Source organism: Virgibacillus senegalensis (assembly GCF_000821245.2).
In the GTDB taxonomy this organism is placed as follows: Bacteria; Bacillota; Bacilli; order Bacillales; family Amphibacillaceae; genus Sediminibacillus; species Sediminibacillus senegalensis.
This window is the reverse complement of record NZ_LN611423.1, coordinates 149880-167117: the sequence shown is the minus strand read 5'-3', so window position 1 is coordinate 167117 and position 17238 is coordinate 149880. Positions and strand designations below refer to the sequence as shown.

Annotated in this window: 17 protein-coding genes; 16 read left to right on the top strand and 1 reads right to left on the bottom strand. The window is 43.1% G+C overall.

Features of this window, described 5'->3' with window-relative positions:
• Positions 1-6 precede the first annotated feature (6 nt).
• From BN1067_RS02225 to BN1067_RS02185, 9 genes are all read left to right on the top strand, one after another.
• Complete coding sequence (locus BN1067_RS02225; protein WP_053217300.1) at positions 7-690, top strand: VOC family protein; 684 nt, start codon at positions 7-9, stop codon at positions 688-690.
• Positions 691-721: 31 nt separating this feature from the next.
• The gene (locus BN1067_RS02220; RefSeq protein ID WP_053217299.1) at positions 722-1564 is read left to right on the top strand and encodes a DUF4037 domain-containing protein; all 843 of its coding nucleotides are present in this window, start codon (positions 722-724) and stop codon (positions 1562-1564) included.
• Between the two features lie 53 nt (positions 1565-1617).
• Positions 1618-2232, top strand: a complete 615-nt coding sequence (locus BN1067_RS02215) for an HAD-IA family hydrolase (protein ID WP_053217298.1) — start codon at positions 1618-1620, stop codon at positions 2230-2232.
• Between the two features lie 81 nt (positions 2233-2313).
• On the top strand, positions 2314-2565 hold the full coding sequence (locus BN1067_RS02210; protein WP_053217297.1) for a hypothetical protein: 252 nt from the start codon (positions 2314-2316) through the stop codon (positions 2563-2565).
• Between the two features lie 483 nt (positions 2566-3048).
• Entirely contained in the window at positions 3049-3480 is a 432-nt protein-coding gene (locus BN1067_RS02205; protein ID WP_053217296.1) for an NUDIX hydrolase, read from the top strand.
• Positions 3481-3909 (top strand): RDD family protein, encoded by a 429-nt coding sequence (locus tag BN1067_RS02200; protein WP_110943265.1) that lies wholly within the window; start codon positions 3481-3483, stop codon positions 3907-3909. It begins immediately after the preceding gene.
• A 121-nt stretch (positions 3910-4030) separates the two neighbouring features.
• A complete protein-coding gene (locus BN1067_RS02195; protein WP_053217294.1) occupies positions 4031-4474 on the top strand; it encodes an RrF2 family transcriptional regulator in 444 nt (147 codons plus the stop codon).
• A gap of 64 nt (positions 4475-4538) precedes the next feature.
• Positions 4539-5438 carry an NAD(P)/FAD-dependent oxidoreductase gene (locus BN1067_RS02190; protein WP_053217293.1) on the top strand — a complete coding sequence of 300 codons (900 nt, stop codon included), beginning with the start codon at positions 4539-4541 and terminating at the stop codon, positions 5436-5438.
• A 40-nt stretch (positions 5439-5478) separates the two neighbouring features.
• Entirely contained in the window at positions 5479-6066 is a 588-nt protein-coding gene (locus BN1067_RS02185) for a class I SAM-dependent methyltransferase (protein WP_053217292.1), read from the top strand.
• Between the two features lie 105 nt (positions 6067-6171).
• Here the strand turns inward: BN1067_RS02185 and BN1067_RS02180 are convergent, their stop codons facing one another.
• Positions 6172-7020, bottom strand: a complete 849-nt coding sequence (locus BN1067_RS02180) for a DinB family protein (RefSeq protein ID WP_199868453.1) — start codon at positions 7018-7020, stop codon at positions 6172-6174.
• Between the two features lie 350 nt (positions 7021-7370).
• On the opposite strand from BN1067_RS02180, the gene pcrB reads away from it, so the two are divergent.
• From pcrB to BN1067_RS02145, 7 genes are all read left to right on the top strand, one after another.
• Positions 7371-8060: a heptaprenylglyceryl phosphate synthase gene (pcrB, locus tag BN1067_RS02175; RefSeq protein WP_053217290.1), complete on the top strand. Its 690-nt coding sequence runs from the start codon at positions 7371-7373 to the stop codon at positions 8058-8060.
• Positions 8061-8086: 26 nt separating this feature from the next.
• Positions 8087-10300 (top strand): DNA helicase PcrA, encoded by a 2214-nt coding sequence (gene pcrA / locus BN1067_RS02170; RefSeq protein ID WP_407701345.1) that lies wholly within the window; start codon positions 8087-8089, stop codon positions 10298-10300.
• A gap of 15 nt (positions 10301-10315) precedes the next feature.
• Positions 10316-12319: an NAD-dependent DNA ligase LigA gene (gene ligA / locus BN1067_RS02165; protein WP_053217288.1), complete on the top strand. Its 2004-nt coding sequence runs from the start codon at positions 10316-10318 to the stop codon at positions 12317-12319.
• An 11-nt stretch (positions 12320-12330) separates the two neighbouring features.
• Positions 12331-13446: a CamS family sex pheromone protein gene (locus BN1067_RS02160; RefSeq protein WP_053217362.1), complete on the top strand. Its 1116-nt coding sequence runs from the start codon at positions 12331-12333 to the stop codon at positions 13444-13446.
• A 120-nt stretch (positions 13447-13566) separates the two neighbouring features.
• Complete coding sequence (gene pruA, locus BN1067_RS02155) at positions 13567-15114, top strand: L-glutamate gamma-semialdehyde dehydrogenase (protein WP_053217287.1); 1548 nt, start codon at positions 13567-13569, stop codon at positions 15112-15114.
• Positions 15115-15357: 243 nt separating this feature from the next.
• Complete coding sequence (locus BN1067_RS02150; RefSeq protein ID WP_053217286.1) at positions 15358-16623, top strand: helix-turn-helix domain-containing protein; 1266 nt, start codon at positions 15358-15360, stop codon at positions 16621-16623.
• Between the two features lie 12 nt (positions 16624-16635).
• Positions 16636-16962 (top strand): hypothetical protein, encoded by a 327-nt coding sequence (locus BN1067_RS02145; protein ID WP_053217285.1) that lies wholly within the window; start codon positions 16636-16638, stop codon positions 16960-16962.
• Positions 16963-17238: the final 276 nt, after the last annotated feature.

Below are 17238 nucleotides of genomic sequence, written 5' to 3'. Positions count from 1 at the left end.
AAAACGATGCAAATAAAGCAAGTTACCTTGAAAACCAGTAAGGTAGAGAAGATGAAAGATTTTTATACAAACGTTCTAGGGTTTCCATTAACAGATGAAGGTCGAGATAGCTTTCAAATAGCTGCGGGCTCCAGCAAACTAGTATTTACTGGGAAAGATGCACGAGGAGAACCTTACTATCATTTTGCCTTTTCTATTCCGGAAAACAAGTTCTATGAAGCAAAGGCATGGGTGAAACGGAAAGTCGATTTAAATCTGGAGAACGGAGAAGATGAAGCTGACTTTCCCCACTTATCTGCGCGTTCCTTTTATTTTTATGATCCGGCAGGTAATATTGTAGAATTCATTGCCAGGCATTCTATCACGGAATCGGAAGAGGGGCCCTTCTCGACAAAAAACATTGTAAACATCAGCGAAATCAGTCTAACAGTAGAGGATGCCATTGCAGCGGGTGAACAGCTAAAGAAGTTCGGGTTAAAAGAACGGGATAACGAGCCAATAAATGGCTCCTCGCTTAACTTTATAGGAGAGAGGGAGACAGAGGTCTTCCTATTGTTGACCCAGCCGGGGAGAAGATGGATTTTCTCGAGCAAAGCAGCAGCTGTGTATCCACTCCGTCTATCGTTAGCAAATAATGTGCAGATCTTGGTTGATGAATACCATCCATTCGTGATCGATAATACAGGTTGAGTGGGAAAGGCGTTGAAAGGGGGAGAGTTAGATGGATTTATTACGATTGGCAACGGACCTTTCGGAAATATACATGCAAAACGATAAAGTTGAAGGGGTCTTGCTTGGCGGATCGGTGGCGCGCAATTGGCAGGATGATTACTCTGACATCGAATTATTTGTGTTCTGGAAAGAAAGTCCAAATGATGAGGATAGAAAAAGTCCTATTAATGATGTTAATGGAAGGATCATCGATTATTACCCTTTTGAAGAAGAAGAGTGGTCGGAAACGTACATAACACAAGGAGTCAAGTTAGAGATAAGTAACTTTTTGACAAATACCATCCACCGGATTCTCGATGAGGTAGTCTTAAATTATGATACAGACTTCGATAAACAATGCTTGACGGCTACTGTTTATGACGGGATTCCGCTTGCCGGTGAGAGAACCATTGATCAACTAAAAAAGAAAGTGGAAGTATATCCTGAAGAACTGGGCTCGGCCATGATTAGAGAAAATCTTGATTTAGGCAACAGATGGAGTAATCGTGAAGCATTGCTTGCCAGAGAAGATTGGTTGATGCTTTATAAGGTGATCACTTCTGTCCAGTCGAACATCATGGGAATGCTTTTTGGGTTAAATCGGGTATATGTGCATCACCCTGCTTTTAAATGGCAAAAGCGTACCTTGGAAAGGATGAAAGTAGCACCAAAAAATATTTCGAGAAGCCTTCCGTCTGTCTTCACGGCACCTCCTGAGGAAAGCATTCGGAAACTTGAAGGATTGCTTCAAGAAATCTATGGATTGGTCCAGCAGGAACATCCCGAAATCGACTTATCAGAAGTAATCGAAAGAACCAGTTTTGTAAGACCACAAAGTAACAAGACGTTATAGAACAAAGGGACTGGTTCAAAAGAAGAAAAGAATTTTACAGGAGGAGTCAGAATATGTACAAGCACATCATATGGGATTTCGACGGCACCCTTTTTGATACTTACCCGGTGATGGCCAAAACCTTTCAAGCAGCGCTTCAAGAGCGAGGGGTAGAAGAGCCAGTTGAAAGCATAATGAAACAAATGAAGATTTCGATGTCAGCTGCCATTGATTATTATGAAAAGAAGTACCAAATAGACAATGCATTTAAGACAAATTATCAAATACGTAGAAAAGAAATGGAAGCTGATTCTTCCAAACCTTTTGAAGGAATTACGGAGGTTTGTAAGTACATTCATTCAACCGACCGAAAAAATTACTTGTACACCCATAGAGGAGAGTCATCCATTAGATTACTAAAGAAGTTCGGGTTGGATGAATATTTTTCGGATTTCATCACCTCTCAACATGGATTTGAACGAAAACCGAGTCCCGCTGCCATTCGGCATCTAATAAAGAAACATGGCATCAAACCCACTGAAGCAATCATGATAGGGGACAGGAATCTGGATTTATTGTCTGCAAAAAACGCCGGTATAAGTGCTTGTTACTATACAGAGCTGGAAGATACAAACCCTCATGCTGAGTACATTATTAGAGATTTTCAGCAATTGTATAATTTAGTTTGAAGGAGTTTATAGCTTATGGGGTAGCAATAGCCGCGCTTCATAAAATGGAGGAACCCATGTGGCAAGAATGACAAAAAGATTATGGTTGGTGCGGTTGGTTTTGTCCTGGTTATTATCCTGGCAGTGACCTGGTTTTATCCCTATTCTATCTTCAGTCTCCATAAAACGTACGCTTACAAACCAGATCCGGTAATGGTTGATGGATATCTCGAAGACGTAGAGCAATTCAAAGATACTTTTGAAAAAGACTTAGATGAAATGGAATCGGAAAAACCGATTGACTTGACCGAGAACAGAACGTGGTCCTTCCATTGTTTGAGGAAGATTGACTAGTGAGAAAGGACATGCTGTAAATAGGTGAAGAAGATCTAGATAATATGTTGGTAGCTTTAGGTCCAGGAAAACATAAAAAAAGTCAATTTCATAATCTTCATGTGGCTTTCATGAACTATTTTATGATGTATATCACTTTTTTTGAAGTCGCTCTAAATGATGAAGTGCATCTTAATACGGATAAGATTGTGGGTGAGGAAGATTAGAATTCAAAGGAATCTGTTTGTCCTATTTGTTCTGATTTATACGTTCCTTGCAATGGTATTGAGCACGAAAAAGCCGCTAATCGATACTATAATGCTTACCATTCTTTTAGTGGCTATATTACTGTTTAATGCTACATTATATCAACAAAGGAATAGTGATCGGAAAAACAAAAACTGACAGAGGTTTACAAGGATATCTCTGTTTAATTTATTAGGGAATAGGCAAGTTTTTTTCATTGAAAAAGTCACGTAAAAGATGGAAAAGGAGTTAGCTAGAATGAAAAAATGGTTTGGTTCTGCAGGTATTTGCGTTAATCAGCTTGGTGAATTGCTTATGGTTTTACAAGGAAAACCGGAAGAGGTTAAAAAATGGACTGTCCCATCTGGAGGATGGGAACAAAATGAAACGTTCGAAGCATGCTGCATGAGGGAGATGGAGGAAGAGACCGGTTATCTGGTGGAGATAGGGGAGGAAATAAAGCTGAAAAGCTATAGGGATAAAACGCTCGATATATTTGTTGAAGTGCATTACTTTTTAGCTGAAGTTATCGGCGGTGAGCGGGTTATTCAAGACCCTGACGATTTGATATATGATATTTCTTGGAAAAGTGTCGATGAGTTAAAGGATTTAGAGCTATGTTTTCCGGAAGATCGGGACTTTTTGATAGATTGGGTGACGAGGTGCCAGAGAAAGCATCTGTCCCAATAAATAAGGGGGTATGAGAATGGAACGGGATACGCCGGGTTTGTAATCCGATTACTTGCAAGGCTACTGGATGCTCTAATTCTTATCTTCTTTAGCGGTTTGACATTGTACGTTTCAAAGGGGGGTTTTTCGATTGACTCGTTGAGTGGAGTAACCTGGAAACTGGTGTATACTGATTATTTCACCATTACACCGGTAGTATGGGGTGGTTATGTTATAGGTAAGCGTATTTGTAAAATCAAATTGAAACGGGTGGATGGAAAGAGGGTAAAGCTGTCCAATATGATATTGAGAGAACTTGTCGGCTATTTTCTGCTGGGATTAGCGACATTCGGCATCACTACCCTTATTAGCGCTGCAATGGTCCTTGTTCTAAAAGATAACCGGGGAATTCACGACTTTATCGGAGGTACCTATGTTACCTATACTTAGCTGGTAAATGAATAAGTCTCTTGAAAATACCGGTAATCCATTTGCAATTTTGATTTCTTTCGTTTACACTAATTAAGGATATTAAAGGTCTTTAATATATTTTGAGAGGTGGGAACGTTAAATGAAATATTCCAAAGCGACCAATTACGCCTTACACACCATGGTGCATTTAATGTTAGTGCCAAGGGGGAAATCAGTTGGTGTAGACCAGCTGGCGAAGGCTCAAGACTTGTCTTCGACATACTTGTCCAAAATTTTAACCAAGCTGGTGAAGGCGGGATTGATTGAGTCAACACCTGGTGTGAAAGGCGGATACAGTATTGCAAGGCGTTCCAGTGAAATCTCGTTTTTGGATGTAATACAGGCGATTGAGGGGAAGACAACGCTTTTCAGTTGTTCCATGGAACATGAAGAATCCAAGAGTGGGGAATGTTTGATTGAAAACGTGATGTTCGATGCAGAAGAAAAATTGAGACAGGAATTAGACCAAAAATATATCAGTGATATTGCCAAACAAATGGAAGCTGCACGGGATGAGAAAAACACATTAAACCATTCTCACTAATTTTTTTACCCAAATTATAGATATTAAGAGTCTTTAATATACTTTATTGAAGGAGGAAACAGATGTGTTGTTAGATTGTGTAATTGTCGGAGGAGGACCGGCGGGATTGAATGCATCCCTCGTTCTTGCTAGGGCAAAAAAGAAAATCGTGCTATTCGATGAAGACAAACCAAGAAATGCGGTCACGTATGAATCTCATGGATTTATTACAAGAGATCGGATTAAACCATCGGAATTCAAACGACTAGCCAAGGAAGAATTGAAGCAATATCCCAGTATTGAAATCCAGAATCAACGTGTGACAGATATTCAAAAAGAAGACGGAGCCCTCTTGGTTCATACAGGTGGTGGTAACCGTTATCGAACCAGAAAGGTCATTTTAGCCACAGGACTTACAGACGTGTTGCCTGATATTGAGGGAATTCATGAATTTTACGGGACGAGTTTGTTCAGTTGTCCGTTTTGTGATGGATGGGAATTAAGAGACCGTCCACTAGTTGTCGTGGCAGAAGATGAGCGTGCCATGCATGGTGTGAAATTGATAGCTAATTGGAGTAAAGACCTGGTGGTTTCTACGAATGGAAAAGCTCCTTTCACAGCAGAACAAAAAGAATTGTTATTGAAGAAAAATATCCGGATCATCGACAAAGAAATAGACAGCTTTCAAGGTGACAAGGGCCAGCTGAAAATAATCAGATTCAAGGGAGGGGAGGAATTGGAAAGAGAAGGCGGCTTTGTTGCGAGCGAGCTCAGGCAGGCATCCTCATTAATAGAAAGTTTAGGGTGCTCATTGAATACAATGGGCGGAGTAGAAACAGATGATTTCGGCCGTACGGAAGTCGAAGGGGTGTATGCATGTGGGGATAATGCCCTTGTTGCCCCTGCCCAGTTGGTAATCGCTGCAAGCGAGGGGTGTAGAACAGCGATTGGCGTAGTAGCAGATTTAGTGAATGAAGACTTTTAAAAACGATCTCAAGTAGTGAAAAAGAGGAGGAGTAAACTATATGGAAAAACATAAGCATGATGAACAGATGAAAAAGGAACGGTTGGCGAGAAAAATGGAATTCCTAGAGAATCCGGATAAAAGAGGCGATATACCACCGGACCAGCTTTTCAGTATGATTCCGGTCAAGCAAGGAAACACGTTTTTGGACTTAGGAGCCGGGACGGGTTATCTAACGATTCCTGCCGCAAAGGCGTCTGGTGGACCGGTTTATGCATTGGATGTAGACCCTGACATGTTGGAGGTCATCCAATCCAAGGTGAAAAAACACAAGCTGATGAATGTCCGGACATTAAACGGACGGATTGATGATATACCATTACCTGGTGATTCGGTAGATATTGCAATTGCGTCGCTGGTTCTTCATGAAATCGACCCCTTATCCAAATCTTTGCAGCAAATCAGGCAAGTACTGAAACCGGAAGGATATTTTGTCTGTGTCGAGTTGGAAAAGCACGAGGAGGATAGCAACCATCATCCTAGAATTGCCGCCGAAGATATGGAACAGGAAATGGTAAAGGAGGGTTTCCGTGTCGTCAAGAAGCTGAAACCTACCGATAAGGTGTACATTCTCCTTGCACAAAAATAACCATCTGTTCAAGAGAAGAAGAAATAGGGAAACCGCTTGGAACCGAACCAGGCGGTTTTTTCGAAGAGATTACCGTTACACACGATATTAAGGAGTCGGTCTTAGTTAAATGTTGTGTACTTGTCGTGTTTCCTCTATTTGCTTGATGTGTCCCTTGGCATGACCGGCGACCATTTTAACCATGGTTCGGACAGTCAGTTCTCCTTGTTCTGTTCGGACGGAACGGTCCAGGGCATCTGGAAGTAACTCGCAAAGACTTATAATGTGTTCTCTTAAATACCGAAACAGTTTTACTTCTGTATCAATCGGTCTTTTACCATATTCCGTACCGGATACCCACTGGTTTGGATCATAGGGATTAACGGTATAGTCCCTGCCAGACTCGGCCAAGGCATATTTCATTCGATTGAATGTGGTTAAATCGGAATCGATAAGGTGAAGGACGGTTTGCCTGATAGACCACTTTCCTTGGGCTCGACGTAGGTCAAGGGATTGTTCTGTCAAACCAGCCAATGACTGTTCAAGCTTATCCGGTCCATTTTTATACAAATCAATTATTTCTTCATCGGGCATGTGCAATTCTTCCCAGTAGGACGCAATATAGCCATCCGGATCGGAAATGAATATCGTTTGTCCAAAGCCAGGATCTATTTCCGTTTCATAATTATTCAATCCCATTTGCTCCAGCCTTTTTTGAAGAACAGCTACCTTTTCCCCCATGAGGTAAAAACGGTTGCCGGGCTTCGGTTCGACGAAAGCTACATCTGTATATTCGGTGATATCTACCTTTGAGTTACTGGTTAGAATGGCAGCATCTCCGCTTGGAATGCGCAGCTGGAGGATCTCCCCATCCAAAAACTCTGCTTCCCTCGCCCATTTTAAGACAGAGGTATAGAAAGCAATCGACCTTTCTAAATCTTCTACACGTAAGACTAATCTTGGTTTTCTCTTCACCAAGTAATATTCCCCCTTTTCTTTTGGTCATTTATTTTACTTATTCCATTAGAAGAACATAGAATCCTTCCATTTCATAAGAAAAGTCCAATGAAGGATCGTATTATCGTCCGCCGCTCAAGCCGGGGACAGTCCCCCACCGGTCTAACACTGCGTCGCGCTAACACGCTAATGTGGTGGGGGTCAGTCCCTGGTCTTGGTTTTCCTAAAACTTCACGCTTTTTTCACTCTATTCATTGATTGTTTTTTGGTATAATGATTAGATGGATATAGAATAGAACCTCTGTGGATTCAGGGGCTTCACTTTAGCAGCCGGGCCGTGGCCGGCTCCGGATGGAGGTAGTTATTGAATGTATGATATGAAGCAGTGGGAGCATGTTTTCAAGCTGGATCCCGATAAGGAAATTTCCGATGAAGCGTTGGAACAGGTGTGTGAATCGGGCACTGACGCAGTGATCGTCGGGGGAACCGACAATGTCACCTTGGATAACGTTCTGAATCTGTTGGGAAGGATCCGTCGCTTCACAGTACCTGTCGTGTTGGAGGTATCTAACTTGGAAGCAATCACTCCGGGCTTTGATTTTTACTATATACCGATGGTGTTAAACAGCCGCGATAAGAGATGGATGCTCGACCTGCAGCACCAGGCGGTAAAAGCATATGGAGATGTTATCGACTGGAATGAATTGTTCGTCGAAGGCTATTGCATCTTAAATGATGAAGCAAAGGCATTCCAGGTTACCGACTGCTTCAAGCCTTCCGAGGAAGACGTTGTCGCTTATGCTCAAATGGCAGAGAAGATGTTCCGTTTGCCGATTTTTTACCTGGAATACAGCGGTACGTATGGGGATCCCCGGCTTGTTGAAAAAGTAAGCAGGGAACTCGAGCAGACATTGTTGTTTTACGGCGGAGGTATTTCGGCTCCTGAGCAGGCAAAGGAAATGAAGCAATATGCAGATGTGGTTATCGTCGGCAACAGTGTGTACGATGATTTGAAAAGTGCATTGAAAACCGTCAAAGCAGTCAAGGGAAATAAATAAAGGTGGTGTCACATGTGAGTCAAACGATGGATGACTTGCTGAAAGGATTAAATAAAGAACAACGTAGAGCGGTAACCCATACAGAAGGTCCGCTTTTGATTATGGCCGGAGCAGGAAGTGGGAAGACCCGTGCGCTAACCCACCGAATTGCTTACTTGCTTGGGGAAAAAGAAGTTTCGCCGCGAAGCATTTTGGCGATTACGTTCACCAACAAAGCAGCAAGGGAAATGAAAGAAAGAGTATACCAGCTTGTCGGACCGGAAGGAGCAAATATTTGGGTTTCGACGTTCCACTCGATGTGTGTGAGGATATTGCGCAGGGATATCGATCGGATTGGCATTAACAGCAATTTCTCGATACTCGACAGCAGTGATCAATTGTCTGTCATCAAGCAAATCTTAAAAGACCTGAATATCGATCCGAAAAAATTCGAGCCTCGAGCCATGCTCGGCGCAATCAGTTCGGCGAAAAATGAGCTGATCACCCCGGAGGAGTACAGCAAAACGGTTGGAAACTTCTATGAAAAACAGACTGCCGAGGTCTATGAGCGCTACCAGAAGACTTTGAGAAAGAACCAGTCGCTCGACTTTGACGATTTGATCATGCAGACGATCAACCTGTTCGACCGCGTGCCGGAAGTGTTGGAATATTATCAACGCCGTTTTCAATACATCCATGTCGATGAGTACCAGGATACGAACCATGCACAATATTACCTGGTAAAACAATTGGCGGACCGCTATCAGAATCTGTGCGTTGTCGGCGATTCCGATCAGTCGATTTACCGTTGGCGGGGAGCGGACATTCAAAACATCCTGTCCTTTGAAAAAGATTATCCGAATGCGACGACCGTGATGCTCGAGCAAAACTACCGCTCCACTAAATCGATTCTGGATGCAGCTAATACGGTCATCAAAAACAACTCCGGCAGAAAACCGAAAAACCTGTGGACGGAAAATAATGAAGGCAGCAAAATCCGTTATTATCAGGCAGCTACCGAGCAGGATGAAGGACTGTTCGTTGCCGATAAAGTGGAAGAATTCATTGCGTCTGGCGACTATACGTACAAGGACATTGCCGTTTTGTACCGGACCAACGCCCAATCGCGTTCGATCGAGGAAACGTTTGTGAAAGCGAATATTCCTTATCAAATCGTCGGCGGTACCAAGTTCTATGACAGAAAAGAAATCAAAGACATGCTGGCCTATCTTCGTTTGATTGCCAATCCGGATGATGATTTGAGCTTCGCGCGTGTCGTCAACGAACCGAAACGCGGTGTAGGAAAGACATCACTCGAGAAGCTGCAGGCGTACGCAGCCGAACACGGTATTTCCCTTTACACAGCTGTCCAGGAGGTCGACTTCACCGGAGTAAGCGCGAAAGCCGCCAAATCGCTTGCTGAATTCGGCGGCTTGATCCGCAATTGGACACAACAGCAGGAATTCCTGTCCGCAACCGACATGGTTGAACAAGTTTTAAAAGGGACAGGCTATGAAGAGATGCTAAGGAATGAGCGCAGCATTGAAGCGCAGAGTCGCCTGGAAAACCTCGAGGAATTCAAGACAGTTACCAAGCATTTTGAAGAAAACAGTGAAGACAAAACGTTGATTGCCTTCCTGACAGATTTGGCGCTTATTGCCGATATCGACAGGGTCGACGACGATCCAATGGGCGATAATAAAATCGTCCTTATGACGCTGCACGCTGCCAAAGGGCTGGAGTTCCCAGTCGTCTTCCTGATCGGCATGGAGGAAAATGTCTTTCCGCACAGCCGCTCGATTATGGATGAAGAAGAAATGGAAGAGGAGCGCCGCCTTGCCTATGTAGGGATCACGCGGGCAGAAAAGCAATTGTTCCTCACCCATGCCAAAATGCGGACATTGTTCGGCCGTACCAATATGAATCCGGTCAGCCGTTTTATCAATGAAATTCCCGAAGAGCTGGTGGAAGGATTGGAAGAGGCCAAGCAAGCACCGTTCGGATTCGGGCCGACCCAGTCGAAACCAGATCCGTTCGCCGCACCGAAAAGGTCTGCGAAGAAAATCAACCGGCCTGCGACAACTGGAGGAGAAAGTATCGGCTGGCAGCCGGGTGATAAAGCCAATCACAAAAAGTGGGGACAGGGAACGGTGGTCAAGGTCCATGGCGAAGGGGAAGCGATGGAACTGGATATTGCATTTCCTGCACCGACAGGCATCAAGCGGCTTCTGGCAAAGTTCGCACCAATCACTAAAGAATAAATTGAGGTGTATGAAATGAATCTGGAACAAGCCAAAGCAAAAGTTGAGGAATTAAGAGACAAATTAAACCAGTATGGTTACGAATATCATGTATTGGATAAACCGAGTGTGCCGGATGCCGAATACGATAAGCGACTCCACGAATTACTCGAGCTGGAAGGTCAGTTTCCCGAATTGGTTACGCCGGATTCGCCTTCCCAGCGTGTCGGGGGAGAACCAATCGATGAGTTCAAGAAGGTTCAACACGCCGTGCCGATGCTCAGCTTGGCCAATGCCTTTAATGAAGAGGATCTTCGTGCTTTTGACCGCAGAGTCCGGGAAGGCGTCGGAGAAGGCGTCTCGTATGTGTGCGAATTGAAAATCGACGGGCTGGCAGTATCGTTGAAATATGAAGATGGCAAGTTCGTCCAAGGGGCAACACGCGGAAACGGAACCGTTGGAGAAGATATAACGACCAATTTGCGTACGATTGGCAGTATTCCATTGAAAATCAGTGAGAAGGAACCAATCGAAGTCCGCGGAGAAGCATACATGCCACAAAAGTCTTTTCTCGCTTTGAATGAAGCGAAAGAACAAAATGGTGAAGAACCGTTTGCCAATCCGCGCAACGCGGCAGCAGGCTCGTTACGACAGCTGGACCCGAGGATCGCTGCCACACGTAATCTGAGCATCTTTTTATATGGTGTAGGACAATGGGAAGCTGGTACGTTAACCTCCCATAGCGAACGGCTGGAATACATGCAAAAGCTCGGGTTAAAAACCAATCCGGAATGGCGCAAGTGTGCTAATATCGACGAAGTGATCAGCTATGTCAACGAGTGGGTCGAAAAACGAAGCGCACTTGATTATGATATAGACGGAATCGTCATCAAGGTCGATCGTCTCGATCAGCAGGAGGAGCTTGGTTATACTGCGAAAAGCCCGCGCTGGGCAATTGCCTATAAGTTTCCCGCTGAGGAAGTGATCACCAAGCTGTACGATATTGAGTTAAGCGTCGGCAGGACCGGTGTCGTGACTCCGACAGCGCTGTTGGACGCTGTAAAGGTTGCCGGTACCACGGTGCAGCGTGCTTCCTTGCACAATGAAGACCTGATTCGCGAAAAAGATATTCGAATCGGTGATACGGTCGTGATCAAAAAAGCCGGCGATATTATTCCGGAAGTCGTCCGCGTGGTTGAGGAGCAGCGGACCGGAGAAGAGCAGGAATTCCATATGCCGGAGCATTGCCCTGCTTGCGGAAGCGAGCTCGTCCGTCTTGAGGAAGAGGTTGCCCTGCGTTGTTTCAATCCAAACTGCCCCGCCCAATTAAAAGAAGGACTGATTCACTTCGTTTCCCGCAATGCCATGAACATCGACGGATTGGGGGAAAAGGTGATCGAGCAGTTATTTGACGAAAAGCTCGTACATCACATTTCCGACATCTATAAGCTGGAACGTGAGGAACTGTTGAAGCTGGAACGAATGGGTGAAAAATCGGTAGATAATTTACTAAAAGCAATCGAAGTTTCCAAGCAGAACTCTCTGGAGCACCTTTTATTTGGTCTCGGGATCCGCTTTGTTGGATCCAAGGCTGCCCGAACACTTGCTGAAGAATTTGAAAACATGGACCGGCTGAAAGCTGCAACCTACGAGGATTTGACGGCAGTGTATGAAATCGGCGATAAAATGGCTGATTCCGTTGTCCGTTACTTCCAAAAACCACAAGTAATGGAATTGATAGAAGAATTGAAACAGCTTGGCGTGAACATGGAATATAAAGGTGTGAAAAAATCGGAAAGAACCATGGACTCGATATTTGCCGGAAAAACAGTCGTTCTGACCGGTAAAATGGAAATCTATACGAGGCCGGAAGCAAAAGAAAAAATCGAAATGCTTGGCGGAAAGGTAACCGGAAGCGTTAGCAAGAAAACCGATTTATTAATTGCCGGAGAAGATGCTGGATCGAAGTATGACAAAGCAAAAGAGCTGGATATTGAAATCTGGGATGAAGAACAATTGAAAACAGCCTTGGAGGAGTAGGGGTGAACAGGATGAAAAGAAAAGCAGTCATTTGGTTGTGTGTACTCCTGGCAGTTTCCGGGTGTGCGCCTTCCTTTAACAATGATGAGGAAATCATCGAAGAGAATCAGGATGATACCAGCCAGGAAACGGCCATCATTCCCAGCTACAATGTGACGGAAGAAGAGTACAAGGTAATCCTCCCTTACAAGGTTAGCAAAGCCCGGGGGGTAATCGTAGATCAGATCGCCAACCGGTTGGATATTGGGGAATTTGAAGAAGGCTTGCGCAGGCACTCGAAGCAAGCCTTTGACCCAGACAAGTACTACTTTCAGGAAGGCCAGAAAATCGATGAAGAAACGGTGCTTACCTGGATTGACGATTTGAACCCGAAAGTGGAAAAAGGATCGAAAGAAGAAGTTTTCAGGGACAATCCGAGGTATTTATCGCACATCCTCGAACAGGACTACTTGCAAAAAACTGGAGAAAATACAGTGGAGCTGGGCGGTATGTCGATCGGGATCGCGCTGAAGTCTAACTATCGGTTCCAGACAGAAGAAGGCGGCCCGTACTATTATGAAGATATTAGTCAGAAAGAAATGCTTCGTGAAGGGAAGAAAATAGCCCAGCAAATATTGGAGCGTGTCAGAGGAATGGAAGACATGCCCGATGTACCGATTATGATTGCCCTTTACCGGGAGGAAGAACGGAGCGCGCTTGTTCCGGGAGAATTTGTTGCCACAACGTCCGTTTCTGCCAATTCCTCTTCTATCGGGGAATGGGAGTCAATTGACGAAGAAAACGTGTTGTTTCCTTCTGGCGAGGCTAAAGAGAATTACTCTGAAGAAAGCGATCGGATGAAGACATTTGAACAGGATGTAGGGGAATACTTCCCGAATTACACAGGAGTGATCGGAAAAGGCTTTTACATCGATGACGAATTGAAAAAACTCAGAATTGAAATACCAATTGAATTTCAAGGAAAAGCGGAAGTGGTTGGATTTACCCAATATGTATACGGGGTGGCCATGGAAACGTTTGAAAATTACTACGACCTGGAAATCAATATTAAGTCCAATCAGCGACAGGAAAGCCTGATCACAAGAGATGCAGGTGAAGACGAACCAAAAGTCCATATCTATCAATAGCCTTTTCGAAAGCGTTTGAATTGTGCGACATTTTCGGTTAAAATGGAAAATGGTTGTGCCTGACAATCTAGTAAAGCAAGCTCAGGCCTGAATGTTTGATAGAATAAGGAGGTCATGTTCATGGTAACACCTTACAAGCACGAACCTTTTACAGATTTTACGATTGAAGAGAATCGTAAAGCATTGGAAGCGGAGCTGAAAAAAGCTGAAGAAAACTTCGGCAAAGAGTATCCGTTGATTATTGGTGGAGAGCGTATTACTACCGAAGAAAAAATCGTTTCTTACAATCCTGCGAATAAATCTGAAGTGATTGGTTATGTTTCGAAAGCTAACCAGGAGCTTGCTGAAAAAGCAATGAAAGTAGCAGATGAAACATTTGAATGGTGGAGGAAGACCAATCCGGAAATGCGTGCTGATATTCTGTTCCGCGCTGCAGCCATCGTGCGCAGACGCAAGCACGAATTTACGGCCCACCTCGTAAAAGAAGGCGGAAAACCGTGGAAAGAAGCAGACGCCGATACGGCAGAAGCGATCGATTTCATGGAATATTACGGCCGCCAAATGCTTGATATGAAAAATGGCGTTGAGGTGAACAGCCGCGAAATTGAAAACAACCGGCTTCACTATATCCCGCTCGGTGTGGGAATCACCATTTCTCCATGGAACTTCTTATTCGCCATTATGGCTGGAACAACCGTTGCACCTATGGTAGCCGGCAATACGGTATTGCTAAAGCCTGCAAGTGCGACACCGATCATTGCCTACAAGCTAATGGAAGTGCTTGAAGAGGCGGGGATGCCGGCTGGTGTTGTAAACTTCGTTCCGGGTAGCGGTTCAGAAGTAGGGGACTATTTAGTAGATCATCCTCGCACTAGATTCATCAATTTTACCGGCTCCCGTGAAGTCGGAACCCGCATTTACGAGCGTGCAGCAGTTGTACAGCCAGGACAAAAATGGTTGAAACGCTCCATTATCGAAATGGGAGGAAAGGACACCATTGTTGTCGATGACAATTCTGATCTTGAGCTTGCTGCCGATGCCATTACTTATTCCGCATTCGGTTTCTCAGGCCAAAAATGTTCGGCTTGCTCCCGAGTCGTAGCGCATCAAGATATTTATGATGATCTCCTGGCCCGCGTAGTCGAAAAGACGAAGGAAGTGAACGTCCAGGATCCAAGCCGTCATGATACGTACATGGGGCCGGTTATCGATGAAGGTGCATACAATAAAATTCTTGACTACATTGAAGTCGGTAAACAGGAAGGCAAGCTGATGGCCGGCGGAACAGGGGACAATTCCCAAGGCTGGTTCATCCAACCGACTGTTTTTGCTGACTTGGCTCCTGAATCCCGTATTATGCAAGAAGAAATCTTCGGTCCAGTAGTCGGTTTCACAAAAGCAAAAGACTTCGACGAAGCAATCGAAATTGCCAACAATACCGAATATGGCTTGACAGGTGCAGTAATTACCAATAACCGGGCCCACATCGAACAGGCTCGTGAAGACTTCCATGTCGGCAATCTGTACTTCAACAGAGGATGTACCGCAGCTATCGTCGGTTACCATCCATTCGGCGGTTTCAACATGTCGGGAACTGATTCAAAAGCCGGAGGACCAGACTATTTGTCTCATTTGATGCAGCCGAAAACGACTTCGGAAATGCTATAATAAAACCGAGAAAACCCAGACCTTTTCCATATAAAAGGTCTGGGTTTCTTTTTTTAGGAAAGTAGGAAAGTTTTTTGTGTGTTTAAACGTATAAAAACGCTGTAACTTTCCCAATATGAATTTTTATGAAATGTGTTATTATGGAATTACAGGAAAAACCCATATTTATAGATAGTCCCATTGGTCTAACGAAGCATCTATAAACATAGGTTATTTACCCTAAATGTACGAGGTGGACAATCTATGGAAATTGGCCCTTTTATTAAACTGCATAGAATCAAACAAAACATGACACAGGAAGAGCTGGCAGAAGGAATTGTTTCAGAGTCCTACTTATCCAAGATTGAGAATCGCCGAACAGAGCCAAGTACGGACGTTATCAACATGTTGTGCACCAAGCTCGGGGTGGAGATCAAGAGCGAAGAAGACACGCTGCTGAAAGAGAAGTGTCAAGAATGGTTCGATATGTTGTTCGAGGTCAACGACAAGGAAGAGATCACGAAAAAATTCAACGAATTGCAGGAGATCATCGACAACAATTATTCCCACACCCAGGTATTATTTGAAATTCACAAGATTCGATATTACCTAATTATGGATGAAGTCAATTTAGCTCTGAAGCAGATTAACAACTTGAAGGAAGTATCCAACACCTTTGATAACTACCAGCTGTATTTCTGGATGAAATTCAAGGGCAATTACAATTCGGTCATTGAAGAATTCAATCAAGCTATTAGGTTCTACAAATTGGCTGAAGAGAAAGCGAATCAGATCGAGCTTTCCGAAGCGGAAGTCGCTGATTTAAAGTACACCCTAGCTGTTACATACAGTAAACTCCGTAACACATTGGAAGTAATTGATTATGCAAACAAGGCTCTAGAGGCATACAGCAAAAATTACAACTTTATACGCTGTGCCCAATGTCATATTCTTCTTGGAATTTCTTATAGAAGAATACGGATTTACGACAAAGCTATTAAGAATTATAATCTTGCTCAGCACCTTGCGAAGCTAAATAAACATGATGAATTGATTCAATTAACTAATATTAATTTAGCTAACTTATATGCATCTAAAGGAGATAATGCTAATTCAATAAAATGTTATAGAGAAGTATTAAAGAAGAAGGAGTTTTTAAAACTTAAAGAAATACTTATAGCAATAACCTCGTTAATGAGAGAGTATTATGTTAATAAAAACTATGACATGTGTAAAGAAATGGTAGATGAAGGTAATAAAATCATGAAAGATTTAGATCGTTCCCGATTTAAAATCTATGATTATGAATTAAGAACATACAACTATGCTTTGAATAATGAAGATGAAAAGTTTGAAGAACTAGTTGTTGGAGAATTTATACCCTACTTACAAAAACAGAAGGACTATGCGTCTTTAATCGTTTATACTAACATGGTAGGAAAGCATTACGAAGGGCAAAGTAAGTACAAATTGGCTTCAAAGTACTACAAGCTTGCAAATTTTTCATATGAGCAATTAATAAAAATTTAGGAGGGGTTTAATTTGAAAAGGAACATAGTAAAGTTAATTTTAGGAGTATTATTGTTAAGTGGTGTATATTTAGCAGGTGAGAATTATGATAGTTTGGTGAAGGATGCGGAACCAAGTATCTTTTCTTTTGACTTATCCAAAGACGCAGAACCAAGTATTTTTTCTTTTAACTTAGCGAAGGATGCAGAACCAAGTATTTTCTCCTTTGATTTATCCAAAGACGCAGAACCAAGTATTTTTTCTTTTAACTTAGCGAAGGATGCAGAACCAAGTATTTTCTCCTTTGATTTATCTAAAGATGCAGAACCAAGCATTTTCTCAACAAAATTATTTTATTAATAAAGCAATTTCCAAATTGCTTTAATTATACTACTACCTACTAAACCTTACTTGCCCGGAATGGCGTTTCATAAACGTTGTTCCGGGTCTTTTTTTGCCAAAGGTTCAAAGGGAAAGATGATCCTTTAAAAGGCTGGAATTAACGGATGAATCAAAATGCTTCCCAGGAAAATACGCACTTAATTTTATTAGTTTTAGTGAATAGATATTATCCTAAACCCAAAATATAAACAAAAAACGATAAAATATTGCATAATTATTAATAGGAATGTTGTT

Bases quoted from the DNA above. Each gene is read 5' to 3' on its own strand.
- BN1067_RS02210 (WP_053217297.1), top strand. From the start codon at position 2,314: ATGGTTGGTGCGGTTGGTTTTGTCCTGGTTATTATCCTGGCAGTGACC.
- pcrA (WP_407701345.1), top strand. From the start codon at position 8,087: ATGGATGACTTGCTGAAAGGATTAAATAAAGAACAACGTAGAGCGGTA.
- BN1067_RS02185 (WP_053217292.1), top strand. From the start codon at position 5,479: ATGGAAAAACATAAGCATGATGAACAGATGAAAAAGGAACGGTTGGCG.
- BN1067_RS02150 (WP_053217286.1), top strand. From the start codon at position 15,358: ATGGAAATTGGCCCTTTTATTAAACTGCATAGAATCAAACAAAACATG.
- BN1067_RS02215 (WP_053217298.1), top strand. From the start codon at position 1,618: ATGTACAAGCACATCATATGGGATTTCGACGGCACCCTTTTTGATACT.
- pcrB (WP_053217290.1), top strand. From the start codon at position 7,371: ATGTATGATATGAAGCAGTGGGAGCATGTTTTCAAGCTGGATCCCGAT.
- ligA (WP_053217288.1), top strand. From the start codon at position 10,316: ATGAATCTGGAACAAGCCAAAGCAAAAGTTGAGGAATTAAGAGACAAA.
- BN1067_RS02195 (WP_053217294.1), top strand. From the start codon at position 4,031: ATGAAATATTCCAAAGCGACCAATTACGCCTTACACACCATGGTGCAT.
- BN1067_RS02205 (WP_053217296.1), top strand. From the start codon at position 3,049: ATGAAAAAATGGTTTGGTTCTGCAGGTATTTGCGTTAATCAGCTTGGT.
- pruA (WP_053217287.1), top strand. From the start codon at position 13,567: ATGGTAACACCTTACAAGCACGAACCTTTTACAGATTTTACGATTGAA.
- BN1067_RS02220 (WP_053217299.1), top strand. From the start codon at position 722: ATGGATTTATTACGATTGGCAACGGACCTTTCGGAAATATACATGCAA.
- BN1067_RS02225 (WP_053217300.1), top strand. From the start codon at position 7: ATGCAAATAAAGCAAGTTACCTTGAAAACCAGTAAGGTAGAGAAGATG.
- BN1067_RS02160 (WP_053217362.1), top strand. From the start codon at position 12,331: ATGAAAAGAAAAGCAGTCATTTGGTTGTGTGTACTCCTGGCAGTTTCC.